17 protein-coding genes are annotated in these 20,578 nt (G+C 51.8%); 10 read left to right on the forward strand and 7 right to left on the reverse strand.

Annotated features, from left to right (window positions below; translation table 11 throughout):
• Positions 1 to 147 precede the first annotated feature (147 nt).
• From ACQKPA_RS19705 to ACQKPA_RS19725, 5 genes are all read right to left on the reverse strand, one after another.
• Positions 148 to 1,338 (reverse strand): ornithine--oxo-acid transaminase, encoded by a 1,191-nt coding sequence (locus tag ACQKPA_RS19705; protein ID WP_427494205.1) that lies wholly within the window; start codon positions 1,336 to 1,338, stop codon positions 148 to 150.
• Positions 1,339 to 1,430: 92 nt separating this feature from the next.
• Positions 1,431 to 2,339: an arginase gene (gene rocF / locus ACQKPA_RS19710; RefSeq protein ID WP_427494206.1), complete on the reverse strand. Its 909-nt coding sequence runs from the start codon at positions 2,337 to 2,339 to the stop codon at positions 1,431 to 1,433.
• Between the two features lie 227 nt (positions 2,340 to 2,566).
• Positions 2,567 to 3,928, reverse strand: a complete 1,362-nt coding sequence (locus tag ACQKPA_RS19715; protein WP_427494207.1) for an ABC transporter substrate-binding protein — start codon at positions 3,926 to 3,928, stop codon at positions 2,567 to 2,569.
• A 126-nt stretch (positions 3,929 to 4,054) separates the two neighbouring features.
• Positions 4,055 to 4,879 carry a carbohydrate ABC transporter permease gene (locus ACQKPA_RS19720; RefSeq protein ID WP_427494208.1) on the reverse strand — a complete coding sequence of 275 codons (825 nt, stop codon included), beginning with the start codon at positions 4,877 to 4,879 and terminating at the stop codon, positions 4,055 to 4,057.
• Positions 4,876 to 5,856: a carbohydrate ABC transporter permease gene (locus ACQKPA_RS19725; RefSeq protein ID WP_427494209.1), complete on the reverse strand. Its 981-nt coding sequence runs from the start codon at positions 5,854 to 5,856 to the stop codon at positions 4,876 to 4,878. Before ACQKPA_RS19725 ends, ACQKPA_RS19720 begins: the two co-directional genes overlap by 4 nt.
• A gap of 236 nt (positions 5,857 to 6,092) precedes the next feature.
• Here ACQKPA_RS19725 and ACQKPA_RS19730 point away from each other — a divergent pair, with 236 nt between their 5' ends.
• The 7 genes from ACQKPA_RS19730 to ACQKPA_RS19760 all read left to right on the forward strand — a co-directional run bounded on the left by ACQKPA_RS19730 (position 6,093) and on the right by ACQKPA_RS19760 (position 13,057).
• Positions 6,093 to 7,076 (forward strand): LacI family DNA-binding transcriptional regulator, encoded by a 984-nt coding sequence (locus tag ACQKPA_RS19730; RefSeq protein WP_427494211.1) that lies wholly within the window; start codon positions 6,093 to 6,095, stop codon positions 7,074 to 7,076.
• On the forward strand, positions 7,076 to 7,954 hold the full coding sequence (gene rbsK, locus ACQKPA_RS19735; protein WP_427494213.1) for a ribokinase: 879 nt from the start codon (positions 7,076 to 7,078) through the stop codon (positions 7,952 to 7,954). Before ACQKPA_RS19730 ends, rbsK begins: the two co-directional genes overlap by 1 nt.
• Positions 7,955 to 7,956: 2 nt before the next feature.
• A complete protein-coding gene (gene rbsD, locus ACQKPA_RS19740; RefSeq protein ID WP_427494214.1) occupies positions 7,957 to 8,355 on the forward strand; it encodes a D-ribose pyranase in 399 nt (132 codons plus the stop codon).
• A gap of 15 nt (positions 8,356 to 8,370) precedes the next feature.
• Positions 8,371 to 9,852, forward strand: a complete 1,482-nt coding sequence (locus tag ACQKPA_RS19745) for a sugar ABC transporter ATP-binding protein (protein ID WP_427494215.1) — start codon at positions 8,371 to 8,373, stop codon at positions 9,850 to 9,852.
• Between the two features lies 1 nt (position 9,853).
• Complete coding sequence (rbsC, locus tag ACQKPA_RS19750; RefSeq protein WP_427494216.1) at positions 9,854 to 10,822, forward strand: ribose ABC transporter permease RbsC; 969 nt, start codon at positions 9,854 to 9,856, stop codon at positions 10,820 to 10,822.
• Positions 10,823 to 10,837: 15 nt separating this feature from the next.
• The gene (gene rbsB / locus ACQKPA_RS19755; RefSeq protein ID WP_427494218.1) at positions 10,838 to 11,755 is read left to right on the forward strand and encodes a ribose ABC transporter substrate-binding protein RbsB; all 918 of its coding nucleotides are present in this window, start codon (positions 10,838 to 10,840) and stop codon (positions 11,753 to 11,755) included.
• A gap of 225 nt (positions 11,756 to 11,980) precedes the next feature.
• Positions 11,981 to 13,057, forward strand: a complete 1,077-nt coding sequence (locus ACQKPA_RS19760; RefSeq protein ID WP_427494371.1) for a Gfo/Idh/MocA family protein — start codon at positions 11,981 to 11,983, stop codon at positions 13,055 to 13,057.
• A gap of 132 nt (positions 13,058 to 13,189) precedes the next feature.
• On the opposite strand, the gene ACQKPA_RS19765 is transcribed toward ACQKPA_RS19760, so the two are convergent.
• Positions 13,190 to 14,812 carry a response regulator gene (locus tag ACQKPA_RS19765; protein ID WP_427494220.1) on the reverse strand — a complete coding sequence of 541 codons (1,623 nt, stop codon included), beginning with the start codon at positions 14,810 to 14,812 and terminating at the stop codon, positions 13,190 to 13,192.
• Positions 14,809 to 16,548, reverse strand: a complete 1,740-nt coding sequence (locus tag ACQKPA_RS19770) for a sensor histidine kinase (RefSeq protein WP_427494221.1) — start codon at positions 16,546 to 16,548, stop codon at positions 14,809 to 14,811. The genes ACQKPA_RS19765 and ACQKPA_RS19770 overlap by 4 nt, the downstream gene beginning before the upstream one ends.
• 316 nt (positions 16,549 to 16,864) lie before the next feature.
• Here ACQKPA_RS19770 and ACQKPA_RS19775 point away from each other — a divergent pair, with 316 nt between their 5' ends.
• From ACQKPA_RS19775 to ACQKPA_RS19785, 3 genes are read left to right on the forward strand one after another with little or no spacing between them, the layout of a single operon-like run.
• Positions 16,865 to 17,794, forward strand: a complete 930-nt coding sequence (locus ACQKPA_RS19775; protein ID WP_036665814.1) for an ABC transporter permease — start codon at positions 16,865 to 16,867, stop codon at positions 17,792 to 17,794.
• Positions 17,795 to 17,816: 22 nt separating this feature from the next.
• Positions 17,817 to 18,737 carry a carbohydrate ABC transporter permease gene (locus ACQKPA_RS19780; RefSeq protein ID WP_427494222.1) on the forward strand — a complete coding sequence of 307 codons (921 nt, stop codon included), beginning with the start codon at positions 17,817 to 17,819 and terminating at the stop codon, positions 18,735 to 18,737.
• A 44-nt stretch (positions 18,738 to 18,781) separates the two neighbouring features.
• The gene (locus tag ACQKPA_RS19785) at positions 18,782 to 20,401 is read left to right on the forward strand and encodes an extracellular solute-binding protein (RefSeq protein WP_427494223.1); all 1,620 of its coding nucleotides are present in this window, start codon (positions 18,782 to 18,784) and stop codon (positions 20,399 to 20,401) included.
• The last annotated feature ends 177 nt before the right edge of the window (positions 20,402 to 20,578 follow it).

Raw genomic sequence — 20,578 nt, forward strand, 5'->3', positions numbered from 1 at the left:
ACGTTGCGCCCCGGCTCGCAGTGTCAGGATAAGCTGCAGGGCTTGGAATGGGAGAAGAACCGGAAAAAACAGTTTGTTGCACCCTCATGCTGGAGTCAGGGGGTGAGCAAACTGTTTTTTTGTGCACATGCAATCGGTATCGATTCGTCACGCAAACGCCTGCGTTACGATCCCGACGGCCTGGTCCAGTTCCGATTTTGTGATGATGAGCGGAGGGGCGAAGCGGATAATGGACTCATGGGTTTCTTTGCAGAGCAAGCCGAGATCCTTTAATTTCTCGCAGTAGGTTCGGGCGGGGACTTTAAGTTCCATGCCGATAAATAGGCCTCTGCCGCGCACTTCCTTGATATCCGGATGCCGGATGGATCGAAGCTGCTGAAGGAAATATTCGCCGAGCTCCTTGGAGTTGCCTTCCAGCCTTTCATCCAGGAATACATCCATGGAGGCAATGGCCACCGCGCAGCCGAGGGGATTCCCGCCGAAGGTAGAGCCGTGGGACCCCGGCTCGAATACACCGAGGATATCGGCGTCCGCCGCCACGGCAGAGACGGGAAAGACGCCGCCGCCCAGCGCTTTTCCGAGGATGTACATATCCGGCACGACATCCTCCCAGTCGCAGGCAAATCGTTTCCCCGTCCTGCCGAAGCCGGTCTGGATTTCGTCCGCGAGCAGAAGGATACGATGCTGCTTGCACAGCTCCATTGCGCCGCTCAGGTATCCGTCAGGAGGGATGACGATACCGGATTCTCCCTGGATCGGCTCTACAAGAAAGGCGGCCGTATTCGGTGAGATGGCCTGCTTCAGCGCTTCCAGGTCTCCATAGGGGATGACTTTGAAGCCCGGCGTGAACGGGCCGAAGCCTTCCCGATATGCGCTGGATGAGGAGAAGGAGGTGATGGTGATCGTGCGTCCGTGGAAATTGCCTTCGCAGACGATAATTTCGGCCTGATTGGCCGGTATGCCTTTCTTCCGGTAAGCATAGCGGCGTGCTGCCTTGAGCGCCGTTTCAACTGCCTCGGCCCCCGTATTCATGGGAAGGATCATATCTTTGCGGGTGATAGCAGACAGCTTCTCGTAAAACTCGCCCAATTGGTCATGATGGAATGCGCGCGAGGTCAGAGTCACCTTATCTGCTTGTTCCTTTAAAGCCCCGATAATTCGGGGATGACAATGACCTGCGTTCAGCGCCGAATAGGCGCTTAACATGTCGATATACCGCTTGCCGTCCGAATCCGTCACATGGATGCCTGCCGCTTCGGCAATGACGATGGGGAGGGGATGGTAGTTTCTCGCACCGTACTTTTCGGCTTTCTCGATGTGCGGGTTTGAAGGGGCCATAGTGTTACCTCCTTGGGAGTCTAAAGAAACCTAACCGGCGGATGCCAGTGTATACCGCGCCAAAAAGGCCTCTCGTCAAGCATGAGGACGCGTCACAAGATGCTTTCGCCCAGCATGGAGCCGATTAAGCCGACAAGCAGCCGGGACGTTGTCTGTCCGCGGTCCAGCAGCGGGTTGTTCTCCACGAATTCGGCCGAGGTCAGAATGCCGGATTCCGACAGCATCTCCATGGCCAGATGCGCTTCCCGATAACTGAGTCCGCCTTGAACCGGCGTTCCCGTTCCGGGCGCGATTTTCGGATCGACACTATCGATATCGAAGGAGAGGTGTACGCCATCCGTTCCCGTTGACGCTATGCGGATGGCTTCCTTCATGACGCGGAACATGCCCATGCGGTCGATGTCCTGCATCGTGAAGCAGGTGATGCCTTCCCGGCGGATGAAATCCCGTTCGCCCTGGTCGAGGGAGCGCGCGCCAATGAGCACCACATGTTCGGGATTGATCGTTGATTTTGCGCCGCCGATCGATGTTAGCCGCGCATCGCCTCTTCCCAAGCTGACAGCCAGCGACATGCCGTGGATATTGCCGCTTGGGGTAGTATCGGGTGTATTGAGATCGGAGTGGGCATCGATCCAGATGACGCCCAGGCTTCGGTAGTGCCGGGTAAGCCCGGCCAGCGTGCCGATTGCAATGCTATGGTCACCGCCAAGGACAAGCGGGAAGACACCCGATTCTGCCAGGGCGGAAACATGAGCGGCGAGATGCTCGTTAATCGTTATGACTTCTTGCAGATGTTTTAATAGAGGATGGTGCGTTCCATCCTTGTGTTCGGGGAATCCAGCAAGCTCATCAACCTGATAGGATATTCCGAGGGCGTCAAGCTTGCGCTTCAGGCCGGCTCCGAAAATCGCGTTCGGTCCCTGGCTTGCGCCGCGGCGGGTAGCACCCCGGTCAAACGGCACCGGGACGATGGTTACGGTGGACGGAAGATTGTTCATCATAGGCTCACCTCCACTTTGTATCAGTGTATTCAGGAGTCGGCTGTGTGACTTGGGCAAACCCCTATACAAGCTGATCAATATGGAAGGTTTTGGATCAAAGTTAAAAACACCCTTGATGCATGATTCATGGAATGACCGCAGAGGGCCCCATGATACAGCATGAAGGGTGTGAAATGGTGCAATTCGATTTATGATTCAGCGCATGCTTACGCGGCATGCTCGGACGTTTATTTTACCGTCTTATTATAAGTCTCAATCTTGGAGCTAATTTCCTGAGCGGCTTTGTCCAGTGCTTCCTGCGCCGTTTTTTGACCATTCAGCACTTCCTCGATGGCCGTTTCCGTCAGTTGGCGAGCTTCTGGGAACACACCCATGACCGCGCCTTGCGTTGCCAGGTTGGCCGTCGTTTGGTGCAGTTGGTCCACGGCCGTTTGGAATTGCGGATATTTCTCCAGGTTTTCTTTTACGAGGGTCTCTTCGTAAGCTTTGGTCGTTACCGGGAAATAACCGGTGTTGACATGCCAGTAGGCTTGCGTTTGCGGCTCGGCCAAATATTTCATGAATTCCCAGGCTGCCTGCTGCTCTTCTTCCGATTTGTTGTTCATCAGCCACAGGCTTGCACCGCCGATAATCACGCCGCCGTCGCCGCCATCAGCCGGTTTAGGCAGGAAAGCCGTGCCGACTTCGAATTTGCCTTCAGCTGCGCTGACGATACCGCGGAGCGAAGCCGTCGAGTCCAGCGTCATGGCGATTTGACCCGCTGCAAATGCTTTTTTGGTATCGTCCGTTTTACGACCCAGGTTCAGCAGGACCTTATCGTCCAGCATTTGCTTCCACCATTCCAGCGTCTTCACGGCAGCGGCGTTGTTGACTTGCGAAGCGGTTGCCGGGGACGTGCGTCCGTTGCCGTTGTTCAGCAGTTCAACACCTTGGTTCGCGAGGAATTGCTCCATGAACCAGCCGTAGATCGCGAAGGATGCACCGGTTTGGCCGTCTTTCGTTAGCGTCTTGGCCGCTTCCGCTACCTCTTCGTAGGTTTTTGGAGGATTTTCCGGATCCAGTCCCGCCGCTTTAAAGGCATCTTTGTTGTAGTAAAGGATTGGGTTGGAGGAGTTAAATGGCATCGAGTACAATTTGTTATCGAATGTATAATAATTTTTAATATTCGGTTCCAAGGAGGAAATGTCGTATGTTTCAGCATCCATGAAGTCCTGAACCGGACGGATCGCCTTGGTATCCATCATGAAACGACTGCCGATCTCATACACCTGAATCATGGTCGGGCCGCTGTTCGATCCCAAGGAGGCCTTCAGCTTGTTCAAGCTTTCATCGTACGTGCCTTGAAACACACCCTCTACCTGAATATCCTCGTGGGCGGCATTAAAATCGGAAATCAGCTTGTCCGCAACGGTCCCGAGCTCACCGCTCATGGAATGCCACCATACGACCTTAACGGGCTCTTTGGCCGGTTCGCTGCCAGCGGCAACGGTCGTTTCTCCGGCGGCTGGCGTATTGCTGCAAGCGGCGCTGAGCAGCATGAAGCAGGAAAGCAGGAGCAGCGCGAAGGACCTTTTACCAAAACGTTTCATGATCGGTTAATCTCTCCCTTTTGAAAATATAGTATGGTTTTGATCTATCAGAAATTGCGCGGCCCGTTTCTTACCAGATAACCGGCACGCAAGGCTGATCCATTAAAGCCCTGGCATATGGGCCAGTTAGCCCTTCAACGCACCTGCCGTGATGCCGCGGACTAGCGGCTTCAAACCGAGTGCAAGCAGCAGCAGGGAAGGCAGCAGCAAGAGGAGCACGCCGGAGAGTATCAGATTCCATGAGTTCATCTCTTCGAACTGCAGCATCCCGATCCCGATCTGGACGGTTCGCATCTCGACACGGTTGGTGGTTAAGAGCGGCCACAGGTACATGTTCCAATTGTTCAGGAACGAGTACACGCCCAGTGTGGCGATTCCAGGTACGGATAGCGGCACCACCATGCTCAGAAATATTCGAACATGGCCGCAGCCGTCCACGCGGGCCGCTTCAAACAGCTCCTTCGGCAGCTGCAGGAAGGCTTGTCTGAGCAGGAAGGTTCCGAAGGCCGTTGCCAGGAATGGAACGATGAGCCCTTGGTAGGTATCCAGCCAGTTCAGGCTTTTGACCGTCAAATAGTTCGGAATCATGATCACTTCCCACGGGATCATCATGGTAGCGAGAAAGAGGCTGAACAATAGCGTTTTACCCGGGAACCGCAGGAAAGCGAAGGCGTATGCTGCCAGACTTGCGGTCACGATCTGACCTGCCATGATGGCAATGGAGACGACAAGGCTGTTCCCGATAAAGGTAAGGACAGGGATCGTATCGACCACCTTGGCGAAATTGGACAGATTGATGGCTTCCGGAAGCAGAGGCGGCGGATAAACAGCCGATTCAGCCTCGCTCATCAGCGATGTCGAGAAGGTGTACAGGAGCGGAAAGGCAACGGCCAGCGAACAGAGAAGCAGCGCGATGTAGAGGAAGCTTTTGGGCATGAGACGCATGTTCATTGGTAGTGCACCTTCTTTTCGACAAATTTAAATTGAAAGACGGTCAGCAGCAGAATGATCGCAAACAGGATGAGTGCTTGCGCACTGCCGATGCCGAAACGGAAATTGACGAAGGCATCCTGATAAATGTTGAATACGATGACGTTGGTGCTGTTCATCGGACCGCCCTTGGTCAGGATGTTGATCTGTCCGAATGCTTGGAAGGCGCCGATGACCGACACAACGGACGTGAAGAATAACGTAGGGGAGATCAGCGGCATTGTAATCCGGAAGAAGGTTCTCAGCGGACCGGAGCCGTCGATCTTGGTGCTGTCGTAGATATCCTCGGATACGCCCTGCATGCCGCTCAGCATGAGGATGTAATTAAATCCAAGATTCATCCAGACGGTCATGAGCGCGACGGAGATCATGGCCCATTTCGGATCGGTCAGCCATTGAATGGGCTGGTTGCCGAGCAGCGACAGAAAGTAATTCAGCACGCCCAATGTTGGATGATACAGAATCATCCAGATCATCGAGCCGGTGCCGACGGATACGGCCATCGGCAACGAGAATATGAAGCGGAATATTTTCATTCCCTTCAGTTTGTTGTGCGTCAGGGCAGCCAAGAGAATTGCAGCCGCCATCCCGGTCGGGACCGTCAGCACGATAAACAGCAGCGTGTTGCTGAAGCTTGTATAAAACATCTCGGAGGCTAGTATTTCCTTGAAATTATCGAACCCTACAAATTCGGCTACCCGGCCTTGGGGATCGGTCAGGAACAAGCTCAGATAAACCGATTTTAGCAGCGGGTAGAACAGGAACAGACCGAAAATGAGCAGCGAAGGTGCCAGACATGCATAAGCAAGCACGATTTCCCTGCGCCTCGTTTTCTTGATGGAGATCGTTTTTGCCGCTGTTGTAGGCTCAGCTTCGCTGACCGGCGGCGTCAGAGAGTGACCCGGGGAAGGAAGCGTCAAATCTTTTTCCATAATCATGTTTACCTCACTTTCCTGCTTGACCTTACAGGTATTGAGTATAGGAGTCGGATGTAAAATTCAGTAATGGATTTTGTAAGATTACCGTAATTTATTGCCGGACATTGTAGTTACTGAAGGAGAGTTCGTCAGCGCACGGTACAAAAATATTCCAATCCTTAAAAGCTTGCAGGTTGAGAAGGGATGTGATATCTTATAGCTGTAACCGGTTACACATGAATGAGGTGATGACGGTAATGGCAACGATCAAGGATGTGGCAAATCGGGCCGGCGTGTCCGTGGCCACGGTTTCACGGGTTTTAAATGGAAACGGTTACGTGCATGAGGACACCAGGTCCAAGGTAGAACAAAGCATTCACGAGCTGAATTATACGCCGAATGAAGTAGCACGTTCTTTATATAAAAGAAAATCCAAATTGATTGGACTTTTGCTCCCGGATATTATGAATCCATATTTCCCGCAGCTTGCTCGCGGAGTTGAGGATGAGATGCAGGAGAATGATTATCGGCTGATATTCGGGAACAGCGACGAGAGCAAGAAGAAAGAAATGGAGTACATCCAGACCTTTGTCCAAAATAATGTGGTTGGTGTCATATCATCGACCAATGATCCGGATGCCGACATGTATACAGAGCTGAACATTCCCGTTGTGTTTCTGGACCGCACCTCATCGGACCGCCCTTCCGTGTACGCGGATGGCCGGCAGGGAGGAAGAATAGCGGCCCAGGAAATCGTGCGGCGAGGGAGTAAAGCTGTAACGGTCATTCAAGGTCCTGCGGATGTACGGCCTGCTCAGGAGCGTTTTGAAGGAGCCGTCGAGGTTCTGGAGCAGCAGGCGGCTGCGTATCAAGTGCTGAAGACGACATCGTTTTCTTTAACCGATGCCGAAGAATTCGCCCAGAAAGTGTTCAGCGAGTTTCCGGACACGGACGGCGTAATCGCCAGTAACGATATTATGGCATCGGCCGTGGTAAAGGAAGCGCATCGGCTGGGGAAAAGGGTGCCGGAAGACGTACAAATTATCGGATTTGACGATATTTTGCTGAGCAGGCTGCTGGCCCCGTCGCTGTCCACGATTCATCAGCCGGCGTATGAGATGGGCCGGGAAGCGGCCAGATTGCTTATCGGGCTTATCGAAGGGCAGCGCATCGAGAAAAGCAATATCGAATTTTCGGTAGAATTCATAGAGCGGCAGACAACGAGAAAGGTGGAATCGTAATGGCAAAAATCGTGGTAATTGGAAGCGCATCGATGGACTTGGTGGTCACCTCCACCAAGCGTCCCGGCGCGGGAGAGACGGTGCTTGGCGACAGCTTTAAGACGGTACCCGGAGGGAAGGGAGCCAACCAGGCCGTCGCGGCGGCGAGACTGGGCGCAGAGGTGACGATGATTGGCTGTGTAGGCGATGACTCCTTCGGCGAAACGATTTTGAGCAATTTGAAGTCGAATGGTGTTATTACGGACCATGTGGAACCGGTTACAGGTATGGAAAGCGGCACGGCGCACATCATTTTGGCAGAGGGAGACAACAGCATCGTGGTGGTGAAGGCTGCCAACGATCGGATCACTCCGGATTACGTGGAGCAGGCAGCAGGAGTGATCAAGGCAGCGGATATCGTGTTGATTCAGCAGGAGATTCCGGAAGAAACGGTGATCCATGTCAGTGAGCTATGCGCGAATTATCAGGTGCCATTGATGCTGAACCCGGCTCCTGCTCGCCCGGTGCCGAGCGTCGTTATTGAACGGGCGGCATACATTACGCCAAATGAGCACGAAGCAGCAATCTTATTCGGAGATGAGCCATTAGGCGACGTGCTACGCCGTTATCCGAACAAACTGATCGTGACGGAAGGCAAGAGGGGAGTTCGCTATTTTGACGGCATGCAAGAGGTCGTGGTTCCCGGCTACAAGGTTGAAGCCGTGGATACGACCGGAGCCGGCGATACATTCAACGGCGCTTTTGCTGTGGCTCTGTCCGAAGGCATGAGCATTGCGGACAGCCTGAGATTTGCGAACCGCGCAGCTTCCTTGTCGGTCATGAAGTTCGGAGCGCAGGGCGGTATGCCGTCTCGCCTCGAAGTGGAAGGGAGTCTTTGATCATGAAGAAGAACGGCATGCTGAACAGTCACATCGCGAAAGTGCTGGCAGATCTGGGACACACCGATACCATCGTTGTTGGCGACGTGGGTCTTCCGATTCCTCCCGGCGTGCCCAAGATTGACTTGGCATTAACGCTGGGAACGCCGAGCTTTACCGAGGTGGTGGAGGCGATCGCCGACGATATGGTGATTGAAAAAATCGTGATTGCTGAAGAAATGAAGCTTGATAATAAGGAAACACTGCATTATATACAGGAGAACTTTCAGGATTGCGAGATCGAGGCTTGCTCGCACGAGCAGTTCAAAGCACGGACGCAAAACGCCAAGGCGGTTATCCGTACAGGTGAAGCCAAGCCCTATGCGAACTGCATTTTGCAGGCCGGTGTTCATTTCGGTTAAAAAGGAGGAAGCACCATGAACATTGAGATGACGAATATCCATAAATCCTTTGGCACGAACCGGGTGCTGGCAGGCGTAGACTTTGATCTCCGGGAAGGAGAGGTTCACGCCCTGATGGGAGAGAACGGCGCGGGTAAATCGACGCTGATGAATATATTAACCGGTCTTCACAGCCGGGATGAAGGCAAGATTGTCATCGACGGCAAGGAAACCTATTTTGCTAATCCGAAGGAAGCGGAAGAGAGAGGCGTTGCCTTCATCCATCAGGAGCTTAACATCTGGCCGGAGATGACGGTTCTGGATAACTTGTTTATCGGCAAGGAGATGACATCCGGCCTCGGTTTCCTCAATATGAAACAAATGAAGGCGCTTGCGAAGGAACAGTTCGATAAATTAGCGGTGACGATACCATTGACGCAGGAGGCGGGAGAATGCTCCGTCGGCCAGCAGCAGATGATAGAGATCGCCAAAGCACTCATGACCAAAGCGAAAGTCATTATTATGGACGAACCAACGGCGGCGCTGACCGAAAGGGAAATAGAGAAGCTGTTTGATGTCATCCGTTCATTGAAAAACCAAGGCGTATCCATCGTCTACATCTCCCACCGGATGGAGGAGATCTTTACGATCTGCGACCGGATTACGGTCATGCGGGATGGTAAATCCGTTGATACCAAAGCCATTCCGGACACGGATTTTGATGAAGTTGTCAAAAAGATGGTCGGCCGGGAGCTGACCGAGCGATATCCAGCACGGCATCCATCTCCGGGTGAGCCGGTGCTGGAAGTGAAAAATATTACCGGCAAGGGCCGGTTCGAGAATGTGAGTTTCTCGGTTCGTGCCGGCGAGATCGTAGGCGTGTCCGGTCTGATGGGCGCGGGACGAACCGAGATGATGCGAGCGATATTCGGATTGGACCCGCTGGATAGCGGCGAAATCTGGGTACGCGGAAAGAAAGTTTCGATCAAGAAGCCGGATGATGCCGTGAAACACGGCATTGGATTCATAACAGAGGACCGCAAGGATGAAGGGTTGGTCCTGGATTTCTCGGTCCGTGAAAATATGGCGCTGCCCAATCTGTTCAGCTTCTCTTCCAGAGGGTTCATCTCCGGGAAGAAGGAGCAGGATTTCGTGGACACGTTGACGAAGCGGCTGCAGATCAAGACCCATTCATCCGAGACGCAGGCACGCAATCTGTCGGGCGGTAACCAGCAGAAGGTCGTTATCGCCAAGTGGATTGGCATTGGGCCGAGCGTGCTCATCCTGGACGAGCCGACACGCGGCGTGGACGTAGGAGCGAAGCGCGAAATTTACCAGCTGATGAATGAGCTGACCGAACGCGGCGTGGCGATTCTGATGGTGTCGTCGGAGCTGCCGGAGGTGCTCGGAATGAGCGATCGGATTCTTGTTGTTCACGAAGGCAGAATTTCCGGTGAATTGGATCGCGAACAAGCCACGCAGGAACACATCATGACTCTAGCTACAGGAGGTCAGTAATATGACAACTATTAACGATGCCAAGGCGGAAAAAGGGTTTAAGGTCTCAGGTTTGACGCAAAAGCTCGGTCCGCTGCTCGGACTGATCATTCTTATCGTTATCGTATCCGTCCTGAATCCAAGCTTCTTGGAACCGCTTAACATTCTGAACCTGCTGCGTCAGGTATCGATTAATGCATTGATTGCATTCGGTATGACGTTTGTTATCCTGACAGGCGGCATTGACCTGTCGGTCGGTTCGATTCTCGCGCTCTCCAGCGCATTTGTCGCCAATATGATGGTGGCCGGCTTTGACCCGATCCTATCGATTATCATCGGCGTTGCGCTTGGCGGTGTCATGGGGATGATCAATGGTCTCATGATTACCAAGGGGAAAATGGCGCCGTTTATCGCCACCCTGGCCACCATGACGATATTCCGAGGACTTACACTTGTCTATACGAACGGTAACCCGATTACGGGGCTCGGCGACAGCCTTGCATTTCAATTGTTCGGCCGCGGTTACCTGCTTGGTATTCCGGTACCTGCCATTACGATGATCATCACGTTTGCCGTGCTGTGGGTCATCCTGCATAAAACGTCGTTTGGCCGCAAAACGTATGCCATCGGCGGTAACGAAAAAGCATCGCTTGTATCCGGTATTAAAGTACCGCGCGTGAAGATCATGATCTATTCCCTGGCAGGGATGCTGTCCGCGCTTGCTGGCGCGATTCTGACCTCACGTTTGAATTCCGCTCAGCCGACAGCAGGGACGTCTTATGAATTGGATGCCATCGCAGCCGTTGTACTTGGCGGTACAAGCCTGACCGGCGGTCGCGGTCGGATCGTCGGTACGTTAATCGGTGTGCTGATCATTGGCATACTGAATAACGGACTCAACCTGCTCGGCGTGAACTCTTTCTATCAGATGGTTGTCAAAGGCGTCGTGATCGCGATTGCCGTTCTGCTCGACCGCAAGAAATCGGCTTAAGGGGGAGAATGAACGATGAAAAAAACAACTTTGCTGCTCGTATCGCTTATGCTGATCTTCATAACAGGCTGTTCTCTGGAGCCGCCGGAATGGGCGAAGCCCAAGGCTGGCGGAGATGTCACAGACATTAAAATCGGCCTTTCCATCTCGACCTTGAATAACCCGTTCTTTGTCTCCTTGAAGGATGGCGTCGTCGCCGAAGCGGCGAAGCAGGGAATGGAGGTCGTTGTTGTTGACGCACAGAACGACTCGGCCAAGCAGAGCAATGACGTCGACGACCTGATTCAGCAGGGCGTGAACGCACTTCTGATTAACCCAACGGATTCGTCTGCAATCTCAACCGTGGTGCAAACGGCGAATAGCTTGGGCATTCCGGTCATTACACTCGACCGCTCGGCGGATCAGGGTGAGGTCGCTGCGCTGGTTGCATCCGATAACGTCAAAGGCGGTCAGATGGCAGCCGAGTATATCGTGGAACAACTGGGCAAAGATACGAAGGTCATTGAGCTCGAAGGCGTTCCGGGTGCTTCCGCGACCCGCGAACGCGGCAAGGGCTTCCATGATATCGCAGATGAGCAGCTGAACGTGGTCGCGAAGCAGGCAGCGGATTTTGACCGGACAAAGGGTCTTACCGTGACGGAAAATCTGCTGCAGGGCAATCCGGACGCCAAAGCGATATTTGCCCACAATGACGAGATGGCCCTGGGCGCAATCGAAGCGATCCAAAGCTCGGGCAAAGACATCATGGTCATCGGCTTTGACGGTAATGACGATGCGCTGAAGTCCATCGAAGCCGGCAATCTGACGGCAACGGTAGCCCAGCAGCCCGAATTGATCGGACAGCTCGCCGTTGGCGCAGCCAAGGACGTGCTGCAGGGTAAAGAGGTGGAAGCGAATATCGCAGCACCACTGAAGCTGGTAGTGAAGGAATAACTCGCGAAAATCAAGAAGCGTTACCCTGCGATAGAAGCAGGGTAACGCTTTTTTTCGAAACATATTTTGATCATTTCTTCCGGGCTGCGAAGTAACTCACAGCCTTGCGATAACGTCGGGAATACAATATCGTTAAAAGAGGACAGTTATTTCGCATATTATATTATAATGGATGTGTATGCGTTTACTGCTTAGATGTGATAAAGGAGCTATGTAACTATGACGATGGAGAAAAGAAAAAGAAAACATGCGATCGTGATCGTAGGTTATGGCGGAATGGGCAGCTACCACGCCAAGCTGATTAAGGACAATGCATATCTCGAGGTTACGGGAACCTTCGATATTTTGAAAGATCGCCGGGAAGTATCCCAGCAAGACGGGTATCCTGCCTATGAGAGTTATGAGCAGGTACTAAACGATGCTGCGGTTGACGTGGTGCTCATTGCTACACCTAATGACGTGCACAAGGAATTGGCACTGCAGGCGTTTAAAGCCGGCAAGCATGTCATCTGCGAGAAGCCGGTAACATTGTCCGTCAGTGACTTCAAAGAGATGGTGTCTGCGGCCGATGCTGCCGGCCGGGTGCTGATGGTTCACCAGAACCGCCGCTGGGACGAGGATTTCCTGACCATTAAGCAAATGTACAACGAGAAGACGATTGGCGATTTGTTCCGTATCGAATCCAGGGTACACGGGGCGAACGGCATTCCGGGCGACTGGCGCCATCTGGAAGCGCACGGCGGCGGCATGCTGCTGGACTGGGGCGTGCATCTTCTTGACCAGGTCCTGTTCATGGTGGACAGCCGGATTACGAGCCTGAGCAGCCGCTTAAGCTTTATATTGGGCGATGAGGTGGATGACGGCTTTGAGTCGGTCATTGAATTCGAGAACGGCGTATCGGTTCTGATTGAAGTGGGAACGACGAATTTCATTACGCTGCCACGCTGGTATGTCAAAGGAACCGAGGGAACCGGCATTATTGAGGATTGGTCGTTAAACGGAAGAGTGGTTACCCGGAACCAGGATGCCGTGAAAGTGGAGCCGAAGCCGATTCAAGCCGGGGTAGGCTTGACCAAAACGATGGCGCCTCCTTCCGAAGAAGCTACCATTACCGGAGCTCTGCCGGAGCCATACCGTCAATCCAGCAGCTTCTTCGATAACTTTGCGGCCGTGATCCAAGGCGAGGCTGAACCGATTGTGAAGAACGAGGAAGTGCTGCGCGTTCTGAACCTGATCGAGGCGGTGTTTGAATCGGCCAGAACGGGCGAAACGCTGAAGGATTTCGATTTTTACCCTGCGTAATCTATACAGATTAGCACTCATTCTTATTATAGAAAGTACCGCGGCTGCCAAGCAAATGAGGCTTGAGGCTGCGGTACTTTTTATTGTGGTTGCTGACATCCCATGCTCGATGCCTAAGTCGAAAGTGTAATGTTATTTCGCATGATCGATCTTTCCGCTGCTCCCGGCTTGCAGCTCCCGCCTGTAGTCGCTTGGCGACCAGCCTGTATCCTGCTTGAACAGCTTTGAGAAATAGGAATAGTTGGCGTATCCCACCTTAGCCGCAATCTGGTACACCGACAATGGTGTCGTCTCCAGCAGATGCTTGGCGGCCTTGATGCGGGACTGAATAATGTAAGTACCTAAAGAGACGCCCGTCTCTTTCTTGAACACGCGGGCCAAATAATCCGGGTTGAGGTAGACGATTTCCGCCAGGCTCGTTCGCGTCAGCTCATCTCCGTAATGGCAATGAATATAATGCTTAATCTCCTCCACCACGGTATGCGAATGGTCGGCGTAGGCATGATATTCTGCTGCCGTGCTGACGAGATACTCCGTATATTTCTCCATATCTTCAATCGAGTTCAATGATTGCAGGAACAGCTGGTCATTGGTTTTGCCGGTATACAGCTTATGTGCCTGGATCTCTTTGCTCTTCAGGTAGGAATACACCAGCTGCACGATATCCAAGCTGAATAAACGCAGCACCGAGGTGTTGTAGACGCCATTCCTGGCTAGGTTTTGCAAGTATTTGCGGGTTTCAACCAGAAACCCAGCTGGATCGTTCCCGCTGAGAAGCGCTTCCCAGTCCTGCAGCGGAGGTGGGATGTACGCGACTTCTTGCAGGGAATGGTGTTCCAGAAAAATAATCTGATTCCGCTTTTTGATCATATCCTCATTCATTTGCAGCAGAGCCCGAACGGACTTGTTGATTTCCTCCAACGCCACCGAAATCGATACGCTGCATGAAGCATCGCTCCGGAGGAATTGATTGGCTTTTTCAATGAACGACGTGCAGATGTTTTCCATGACGCGGGAATCAGGAGGATGATTCCATCTCAGCATGACCATCCAATTGTAATCTTTATATTCCATAGCGGCTTCAACCGTGAAGAGCGGGTCCTGGAACAATTCGGACAGCACGTTGAGAAACGCATAGTCAAACAGGTCTTTGTCTTCTTTACCTAAACTTTGATCATGCGGAAAAATGGTGATGAGCACAGGAAGAAATAGATCCGACATCTCATAGGACAGGTTCTGTTCCGCAATATATCCTGCGATGGCGGTCCGGTCTCTAGAAGCTTTCCTTTCTTTTATCAGCTTGCTCCAAAAATGCTCCTGGAGCTTTTTTTGATTTTTTTTCCACAGCTGACCGTCCTGTATCGCTTCCTGATCGCTTTGCTGTTCCTTTGCTTTATAGGCGGCTTTGGAAATGATGAGGCTTAGCTTATCGAATTCGATCGGCTTCAGAAAATAGTCAAAGCTTTGCAGCTCAATAGCTTTCTGCGCATAGTTGAAATCAGCGTAATTCGTCAGAAATATCGTCTGAATGCTGTATTGTTCCTCGCGAATCCAGGCGAGAAGCTCGAGTCCGCTGCCTTGCGGCATTTCGATATCGCAGATGAGGATCTGAACCGAATGCTGCTGCAGTATATCCCTTGCCTGCGCAACGCTGTAAGCGGTATGGACCTGTTCGATCGAAAGTGCCTTCCAATCGATTTTCTTCTCCAGCGCGGCTACGACAAAATAATCATCATCCACTAGCAATACGTTCATTGAATTTCTCCTCTCCGTTCCTGCAGTGGTTGTGGAAGCGTTAATGTGACGCAAGCGCCGCCCTCCTCCGGGTTCGAAAATTCCACATGCGCCCGGCGATGATAGAGCAGCTCCAGCCGCTGAAGGGTGTTCATGATCCCGATGTGCTTTCCTTCGCTTTGATCAAGCGGTTTGCCCGCGGCCAATTTTTCCAATACTTCTGCGGGAAACCCGGGTCCGGTATCGGAGATCCGGATGACCATAGAAGGTTTATCACCCTCCATCCGTAGGCTGACGGACAATCGGATTTGCAGTTCATGATCTCGGGATACGGCGTATTTCACCGCGTTTTCGATAAAGGTCTGGAGTACGAGGGGTGGTATCGTAAGACGGGTAAGCTCCTCTTCAAAATCAATCCGATAAGAAAAGGCATCGCGGTAGCGGTGCTTCTGAATCTCCAGGTAAATCCGGACATGCTCGATTTCGTCTTGCAGCCGTACGACATTATCACCGCTCTGAAAGATGTAACGAAAGTATTTGGACGTGGACAGCGACATATATTCGATTTCCTTAAACATCTGCATTTGCGCCATGCTGTAGATGTTCGTCAGGCAGTTCAGGAAAAAATGCGGGTTGATCTGCAGCTTCATATAATCGAGCTGGATTCTATGTTTCTCCAGCTCCTGCTCGTAGATATCAATTTTAAACTTCTTGATCTGCTCGATCAGGTGTTTGAATTGGGAGTTGACCTGCTCAAGCTCGATAATCTCGCTGCTCATGAAATCCAGATTCTCGCTGTCCTCGTGGATGCGCCTTACATTTTCCGAGAAATTCTGAATCGGCTTTAACACCTTCTTCTTGAAATACAGCATAACCACGCTGAGCGTGCACGTCAGAACAACAAATAGCAGCATAATGAGAAGCTGGGCGATCATGATCGTTTCAAATATGCCGAATTGGATGACCAGCTGCACGTTGAAGGAGGCGTTCGAGAATCCCTCCGTAACCGTAGTCCGCGGCTGTGACAGGCTCAGCAGGGATGTCTTGGCTCCTTGAAGACTGTTGGCATCCATCACGCCTGTACCCGGGCTCGTAAGGGTTGCCCCCTGAGCATTTACAAGAGAAACGTACCCGTCCTCGCCCAAATCCAGTTCCTGGAGCGGCCGGACCAGGTCGTCGGCGGAGATGAGGCAGATCAGATACCGGTTGTGGTAAGGGACGATGTTGATGATGTAATGGGTGTCCTGAACAAGGATCGGGTTCCAGTTGGAGTAGAACGTTTCGTATACGTTTTTGGAATCCGTGAGGGATACGATCTGTTCCTTGAGTTCCAGGAACTCTGTATATGACAGGGACATAGGTCCATAGTTCTGGAAGAAGTCCTGTTCCTTTAAATAGAAGAAGAAGTTGTATTCCTGGCCGTAGTTTTTTTGAAGCTCGTTAAACTGTTTATGCACTTTTTCGCTCGATTTAATATAATCCACGTAATCAGTGCCGGGGGTATCCATCTTCTCAACGCTCTCATCATTTGCGAGCGTCCAGCCCATATAGTGATTGATGTAGGAGAAGTCATGATTGATCTGCCGGATGTACAGATTCGCCGTATCCTGCAAATATCGGGTGGATTGCTGCTTCACGATGAAGATGGAGGCGAAGCTGATCACCAGATCCACTACAAGGGCAAAGATTGAGATAAAGAGCATGATTTTCACATAGTGACGGATGGGATAAGGCTTGTTATTCAGTGCTTTAACCATACGGATGCCGTGATTCCTTTCATTTCGCCTGTACATGAAAGCGTTTTAATAGTGGTACTGATCATTATAAATGGAAAAGACAAAAAAAACAGGAGTGAACGTTAGCGCATTTTCCATAAAGTCCGGATACCACATCGTAAAGTCCGGATAATAGCATGCTTTGCATAGGGGACTCGAGGATTCCTTCAAGTGGAATAAGGCGAAGGTCCGAATAGGACATCATGAGGTCCAAATAACGATTCGGGATCGAAGTATATTGAAATTGCTTACGCGACATACCGGGTTCACGACGACGAGTACAGAAAGGGGAATCGATTTGAAAGCAGGCCAACTGAATAGAACAACACACCCAACCCTCGGGCGGATCAGAAAGAATTGGGGCCTGTATTTGCTGCTGCTGCCTGCGGTAGTGCTGGTTTTGTTGTTTTCTTACGTACCGATGTACGGGATCTTGATCGCATTCAAGGATTACAGTCCCGCTCTCGGGATTATGGACAGTCCATGGGCGGGTCTAAAGTATTTTGAGAAGTTTTTTAACTCTTATCAATTCTCGACAACCATTACCAATACGCTGGTCATCAGCTTATACAGCGTGGCGACATTCCCGATTCCGATCATGCTTGCCTTGATGGTCAATCAAATGCGCCAGAATTGGTTCAAGCGCTTCTTCCAGACCGTAACCTATATGCCGCATTTTATATCCACGGTCGTGATGGTGGGACTCATGCTGATTCTGTTCTCGCCAGGCTCGGGATTGATCGGGAATATCTTCCGGCTCTTCGGCGCCGAAGCGCCGAACCTGATGGGATCAGCCGGCTTATTCAGCAGCGTGTATGTATGGTCGGATGTGTGGCAGCATACGGGCTGGGACAGCATTATCTATATCGCGGCATTGTCTGCGGTGAGCCCCAGCTTGTACGAAGCGGCTACAATGGACGGGGCAAGCAGGTGGCAAAAAATCCGGTTTATCGATATCCCGATGCTGATGCCTACGGTCGTGACCTTGCTTATACTGCGGATCGGCAGCTTGCTTGGCGTCGGCTTCGAGAAGGTTTACCTTATGCAAAACAGTCTCAATATTACCTCCAGCGAGGTCATCTCCACCTATGTGTACAAAATCGGGATGCTGAGCAGCCAATACAGCTTCTCGTCGGCGATCAATCTGTTTAATACGGTCATTAATTTTGTTCTGTTGATTCTGGTTAACCAGATTTCGAAAAAATACAGCGAAAACAGTTTGTGGTAACACACAAGAGAGGAAGGGTTCTATGGGCGTTGTGGAAATAAGAGAGAAGACAGCGCCAAGGCAGAGGAATACCCGATCTTCCGACAGGGTGCTGGAGATCGGCCTGTATGTATTCGCTGTCTTGATGCTGATCGTGTTGATTTACCCGCTGTACTTCATCATCATTGCTTCGTTCAGCGAGCCGGCCGCGGTTGCGAATGGACAGGTATGGCTGTGGCCCAAGGATTTTACGCTGGCAGGCTATCAAGAATTGCTGAAGCACTCTAATATATGGATTGGGTACCGAAATACGATTGTGTATACGATTGTAGGTACCGCTATCGGCTTGGTGGTTAACATATCTGCAGCTTACGCGCTCTCGCGAAAAGACCTCGTAGGCCGCAAGTATATATCGCTGCTCTTTATTTTTACGATGTTTTTTAATGGCGGTTTGATTCCGACCTTTATGACGATCCGCGATTTTCAGCTGTACGATACGTTTCTTGTCATGGTGCTGCCGTTTTCGGTTGCCGCCTTTAACATCATTGTGGCGCGGACTTTTTTCCAGAGCAGCATTCCGGAGGATTTATGGGAGGCGGCCCAGCTGGATGGCTGCGGAAATCTGAGATATTTCGTGACCATCGTGATTCCGCTCTCGAAAGCGGTCATCTCGGTCATTGCCTTGTGGACGGCCGTGGGTCATTGGAACTCCTATTTCAATGCCCTGATCTATTTAAAAGATACGAACCTGTACCCGCTGCAGCTCATTCTGCGAAATATTCTGGTCACCAACCAGATGCAGTCCGCCATGGGTACCGGAGAAGCCGCTGCCATTGCGCTGCGACTCGCTAATATTATGCGTTACGCGGTCATTATCGTCGCAACGGTGCCGATCATGTGCATCTACCCGTTTGTACAAAAGTATTTCAATCAGGGGGTGATGATCGGAGCCGTGAAGTCGTAACGCCGGATGGATCTATTAAAAATAATAATTGGGGGAATGGTTGAATGGGAACAAACAATGCAAAGAGGAGACATCGCTTCAAACTGGCTGGCGTCATCATCCTGGCCGCAATTCTGCTGTTGAACCTGGCGGGCTGCAGCGGCGGCAAGAAGGAGGAAGCCAAGCCGGATGCCGAAGCCGCGTTTAACAAAGAAGGTCTTCCGATTGTCAATGAGCCGATAACGCTGGACGTGCTGACCGTTCGCTGGGGCAATATGGGGGATACGTTCCTCCAGAACCAGTGGCTCAAGGATTTGGAGAAGGAGACGAATGTCAAAATCAATTGGCAGATCATGTCCTCCAATGATTGGGGCGAGCAAAAATCGATCATGCTGGCGAGCGGTACGCTGCCGGATATCATTTTCGGCGATATCGTATTCAGCGATTCCGACATCGTGAACAATCTGTCTTATTTCCGCCCGCTGGACGACTATATCGATCAATACATGCCAAACCTGAAAGCGGCACTGGAAGAAACACCCGAAATGAAGAAGATGAGCACATTCCCGGATGGTAAAATCTACTCTTTGCCGGCGCGGCTGCCGTCAAGGCCGAAAGCATCGATCCAGCCGATTATCAACAAAACATGGCTGGACCAGCTCGGCCTTGATATTCCGGACAACACAGACGAGCTGTACGAGGTGTTTAAGGCGTTTAAAGAACAGGATCCGAACGGCAACGGCAAGGCCGACGAAATTCCGGTCAGCGGATCGGGGAACATCAGCATCGATCTGTTGAACCCGTTCGGCATCACGGACATCAACGGAAACAGCATGATGGTCATCGATAACGAGCCCGTGTTCTACCCGGTGACGGAGAATTATAAAGAAGCGATCAAGTGGGCGCATAAGCTGTACGCCGAGGGCCTCATAGACCAAGAGATCTTTACGCAGGACAGCACCATGTCCACGGCGAAGCATCAGAACCCGGATGCGGCGCTGATCGGCTTCTCCAACCAGTGGGTGCCGGACGCGGTGTTCGGGAAGTGGAAGGATCAATATATTGCAATTCCGTCCATCGCCGGACCTGACGGAAAAAGGTATCAGGGCGGCGAGCCGCAGGGCATGAGCCTCCGCAGAAACGAATTCCTCATTACCACGTCGAACAAGTACCCGGAAATTTCGGCTCGTTGGGCGGACCAGTTCTACACCAATGAAGCGAGCATCCAAAATTTCTGGGGAGCCATCGGCACGGTGATCCAGAAGAACGACGACGGAACGTTTACGCTGATGAGTCCGCCGGAGGGAACGAGTGCGGATGCCTGGTATTGGGAGCAATCCGTAAGGGATTTTGGACCGAAGTACGTAAGCCCGAGCTTCGAGAAAAACATCATTCTGGATGAGACCACGGGCGACGGCTTGAAGCTGGTCATCGACAAGTTGGGCAGCGATTACGTAACGACGCCGTTCCCGAACGTCATGTACAGCGCCGAAGAATTCCAGGAGCTGCCTACGCTGACAACGGATATCGATGGTTATGTCGGTACGACCCGCGCGAAGTGGATATCCGAAGGCAATATCGATGCGGAATGGGATGCGTACGTCAAGAAGCTCAACGATATGGGTCTTGAGCGGCTGGTACAAATCCGCAAGGAAGCCTATCAGCGGTATATCAGTGTCAAATAGGGATTGACGGCAATCGTCATGAGCTGCCCCGCAGATTGATATGCTGCGGGGCAGTAACGTTTCGAACGATGACGAAACTGTGATTTATTTTATACGATCAGCTTCAACGGAGAAGGCGGAATTGTTTTGGAGAAGCGAAGCGGTCCCCCGAAAGCTTTCCAACGGAAAGCTCGCATC

This window comes from Paenibacillus sp. NPDC093718 (assembly GCF_050279985.1).
In the GTDB taxonomy this organism is placed as follows: Bacteria; Bacillota; Bacilli; order Paenibacillales; family Paenibacillaceae; genus Paenibacillus_AQ.

Coding starts and splice junctions, on each gene's coding strand:
- ACQKPA_RS19705 (WP_427494205.1), bottom strand. CDS start 1,338: ATGGCCCCTTCAAACCCGCACATCGAGAAAGCCGAAAAGTACGGTGCG.
- rocF (WP_427494206.1), bottom strand. CDS start 2,339: ATGATGAACAATCTTCCGTCCACCGTAACCATCGTCCCGGTGCCGTTT.
- ACQKPA_RS19715 (WP_427494207.1), bottom strand. CDS start 3,928: ATGAAACGTTTTGGTAAAAGGTCCTTCGCGCTGCTCCTGCTTTCCTGC.
- ACQKPA_RS19720 (WP_427494208.1), bottom strand. CDS start 4,879: ATGAACATGCGTCTCATGCCCAAAAGCTTCCTCTACATCGCGCTGCTT.
- ACQKPA_RS19725 (WP_427494209.1), bottom strand. CDS start 5,856: ATGATTATGGAAAAAGATTTGACGCTTCCTTCCCCGGGTCACTCTCTG.
- ACQKPA_RS19730 (WP_427494211.1), top strand. CDS start 6,093: ATGGCAACGATCAAGGATGTGGCAAATCGGGCCGGCGTGTCCGTGGCC.
- rbsK (WP_427494213.1), top strand. CDS start 7,076: ATGGCAAAAATCGTGGTAATTGGAAGCGCATCGATGGACTTGGTGGTC.
- rbsD (WP_427494214.1), top strand. CDS start 7,957: ATGAAGAAGAACGGCATGCTGAACAGTCACATCGCGAAAGTGCTGGCA.
- ACQKPA_RS19745 (WP_427494215.1), top strand. CDS start 8,371: ATGAACATTGAGATGACGAATATCCATAAATCCTTTGGCACGAACCGG.
- rbsC (WP_427494216.1), top strand. CDS start 9,854: ATGACAACTATTAACGATGCCAAGGCGGAAAAAGGGTTTAAGGTCTCA.
- rbsB (WP_427494218.1), top strand. CDS start 10,838: ATGAAAAAAACAACTTTGCTGCTCGTATCGCTTATGCTGATCTTCATA.
- ACQKPA_RS19760 (WP_427494371.1), top strand. CDS start 11,981: ATGGAGAAAAGAAAAAGAAAACATGCGATCGTGATCGTAGGTTATGGC.
- ACQKPA_RS19765 (WP_427494220.1), bottom strand. CDS start 14,812: ATGAACGTATTGCTAGTGGATGATGATTATTTTGTCGTAGCCGCGCTG.
- ACQKPA_RS19770 (WP_427494221.1), bottom strand. CDS start 16,548: ATGGTTAAAGCACTGAATAACAAGCCTTATCCCATCCGTCACTATGTG.
- ACQKPA_RS19780 (WP_427494222.1), top strand. CDS start 17,817: ATGGGCGTTGTGGAAATAAGAGAGAAGACAGCGCCAAGGCAGAGGAAT.
- ACQKPA_RS19785 (WP_427494223.1), top strand. CDS start 18,782: ATGGGAACAAACAATGCAAAGAGGAGACATCGCTTCAAACTGGCTGGC.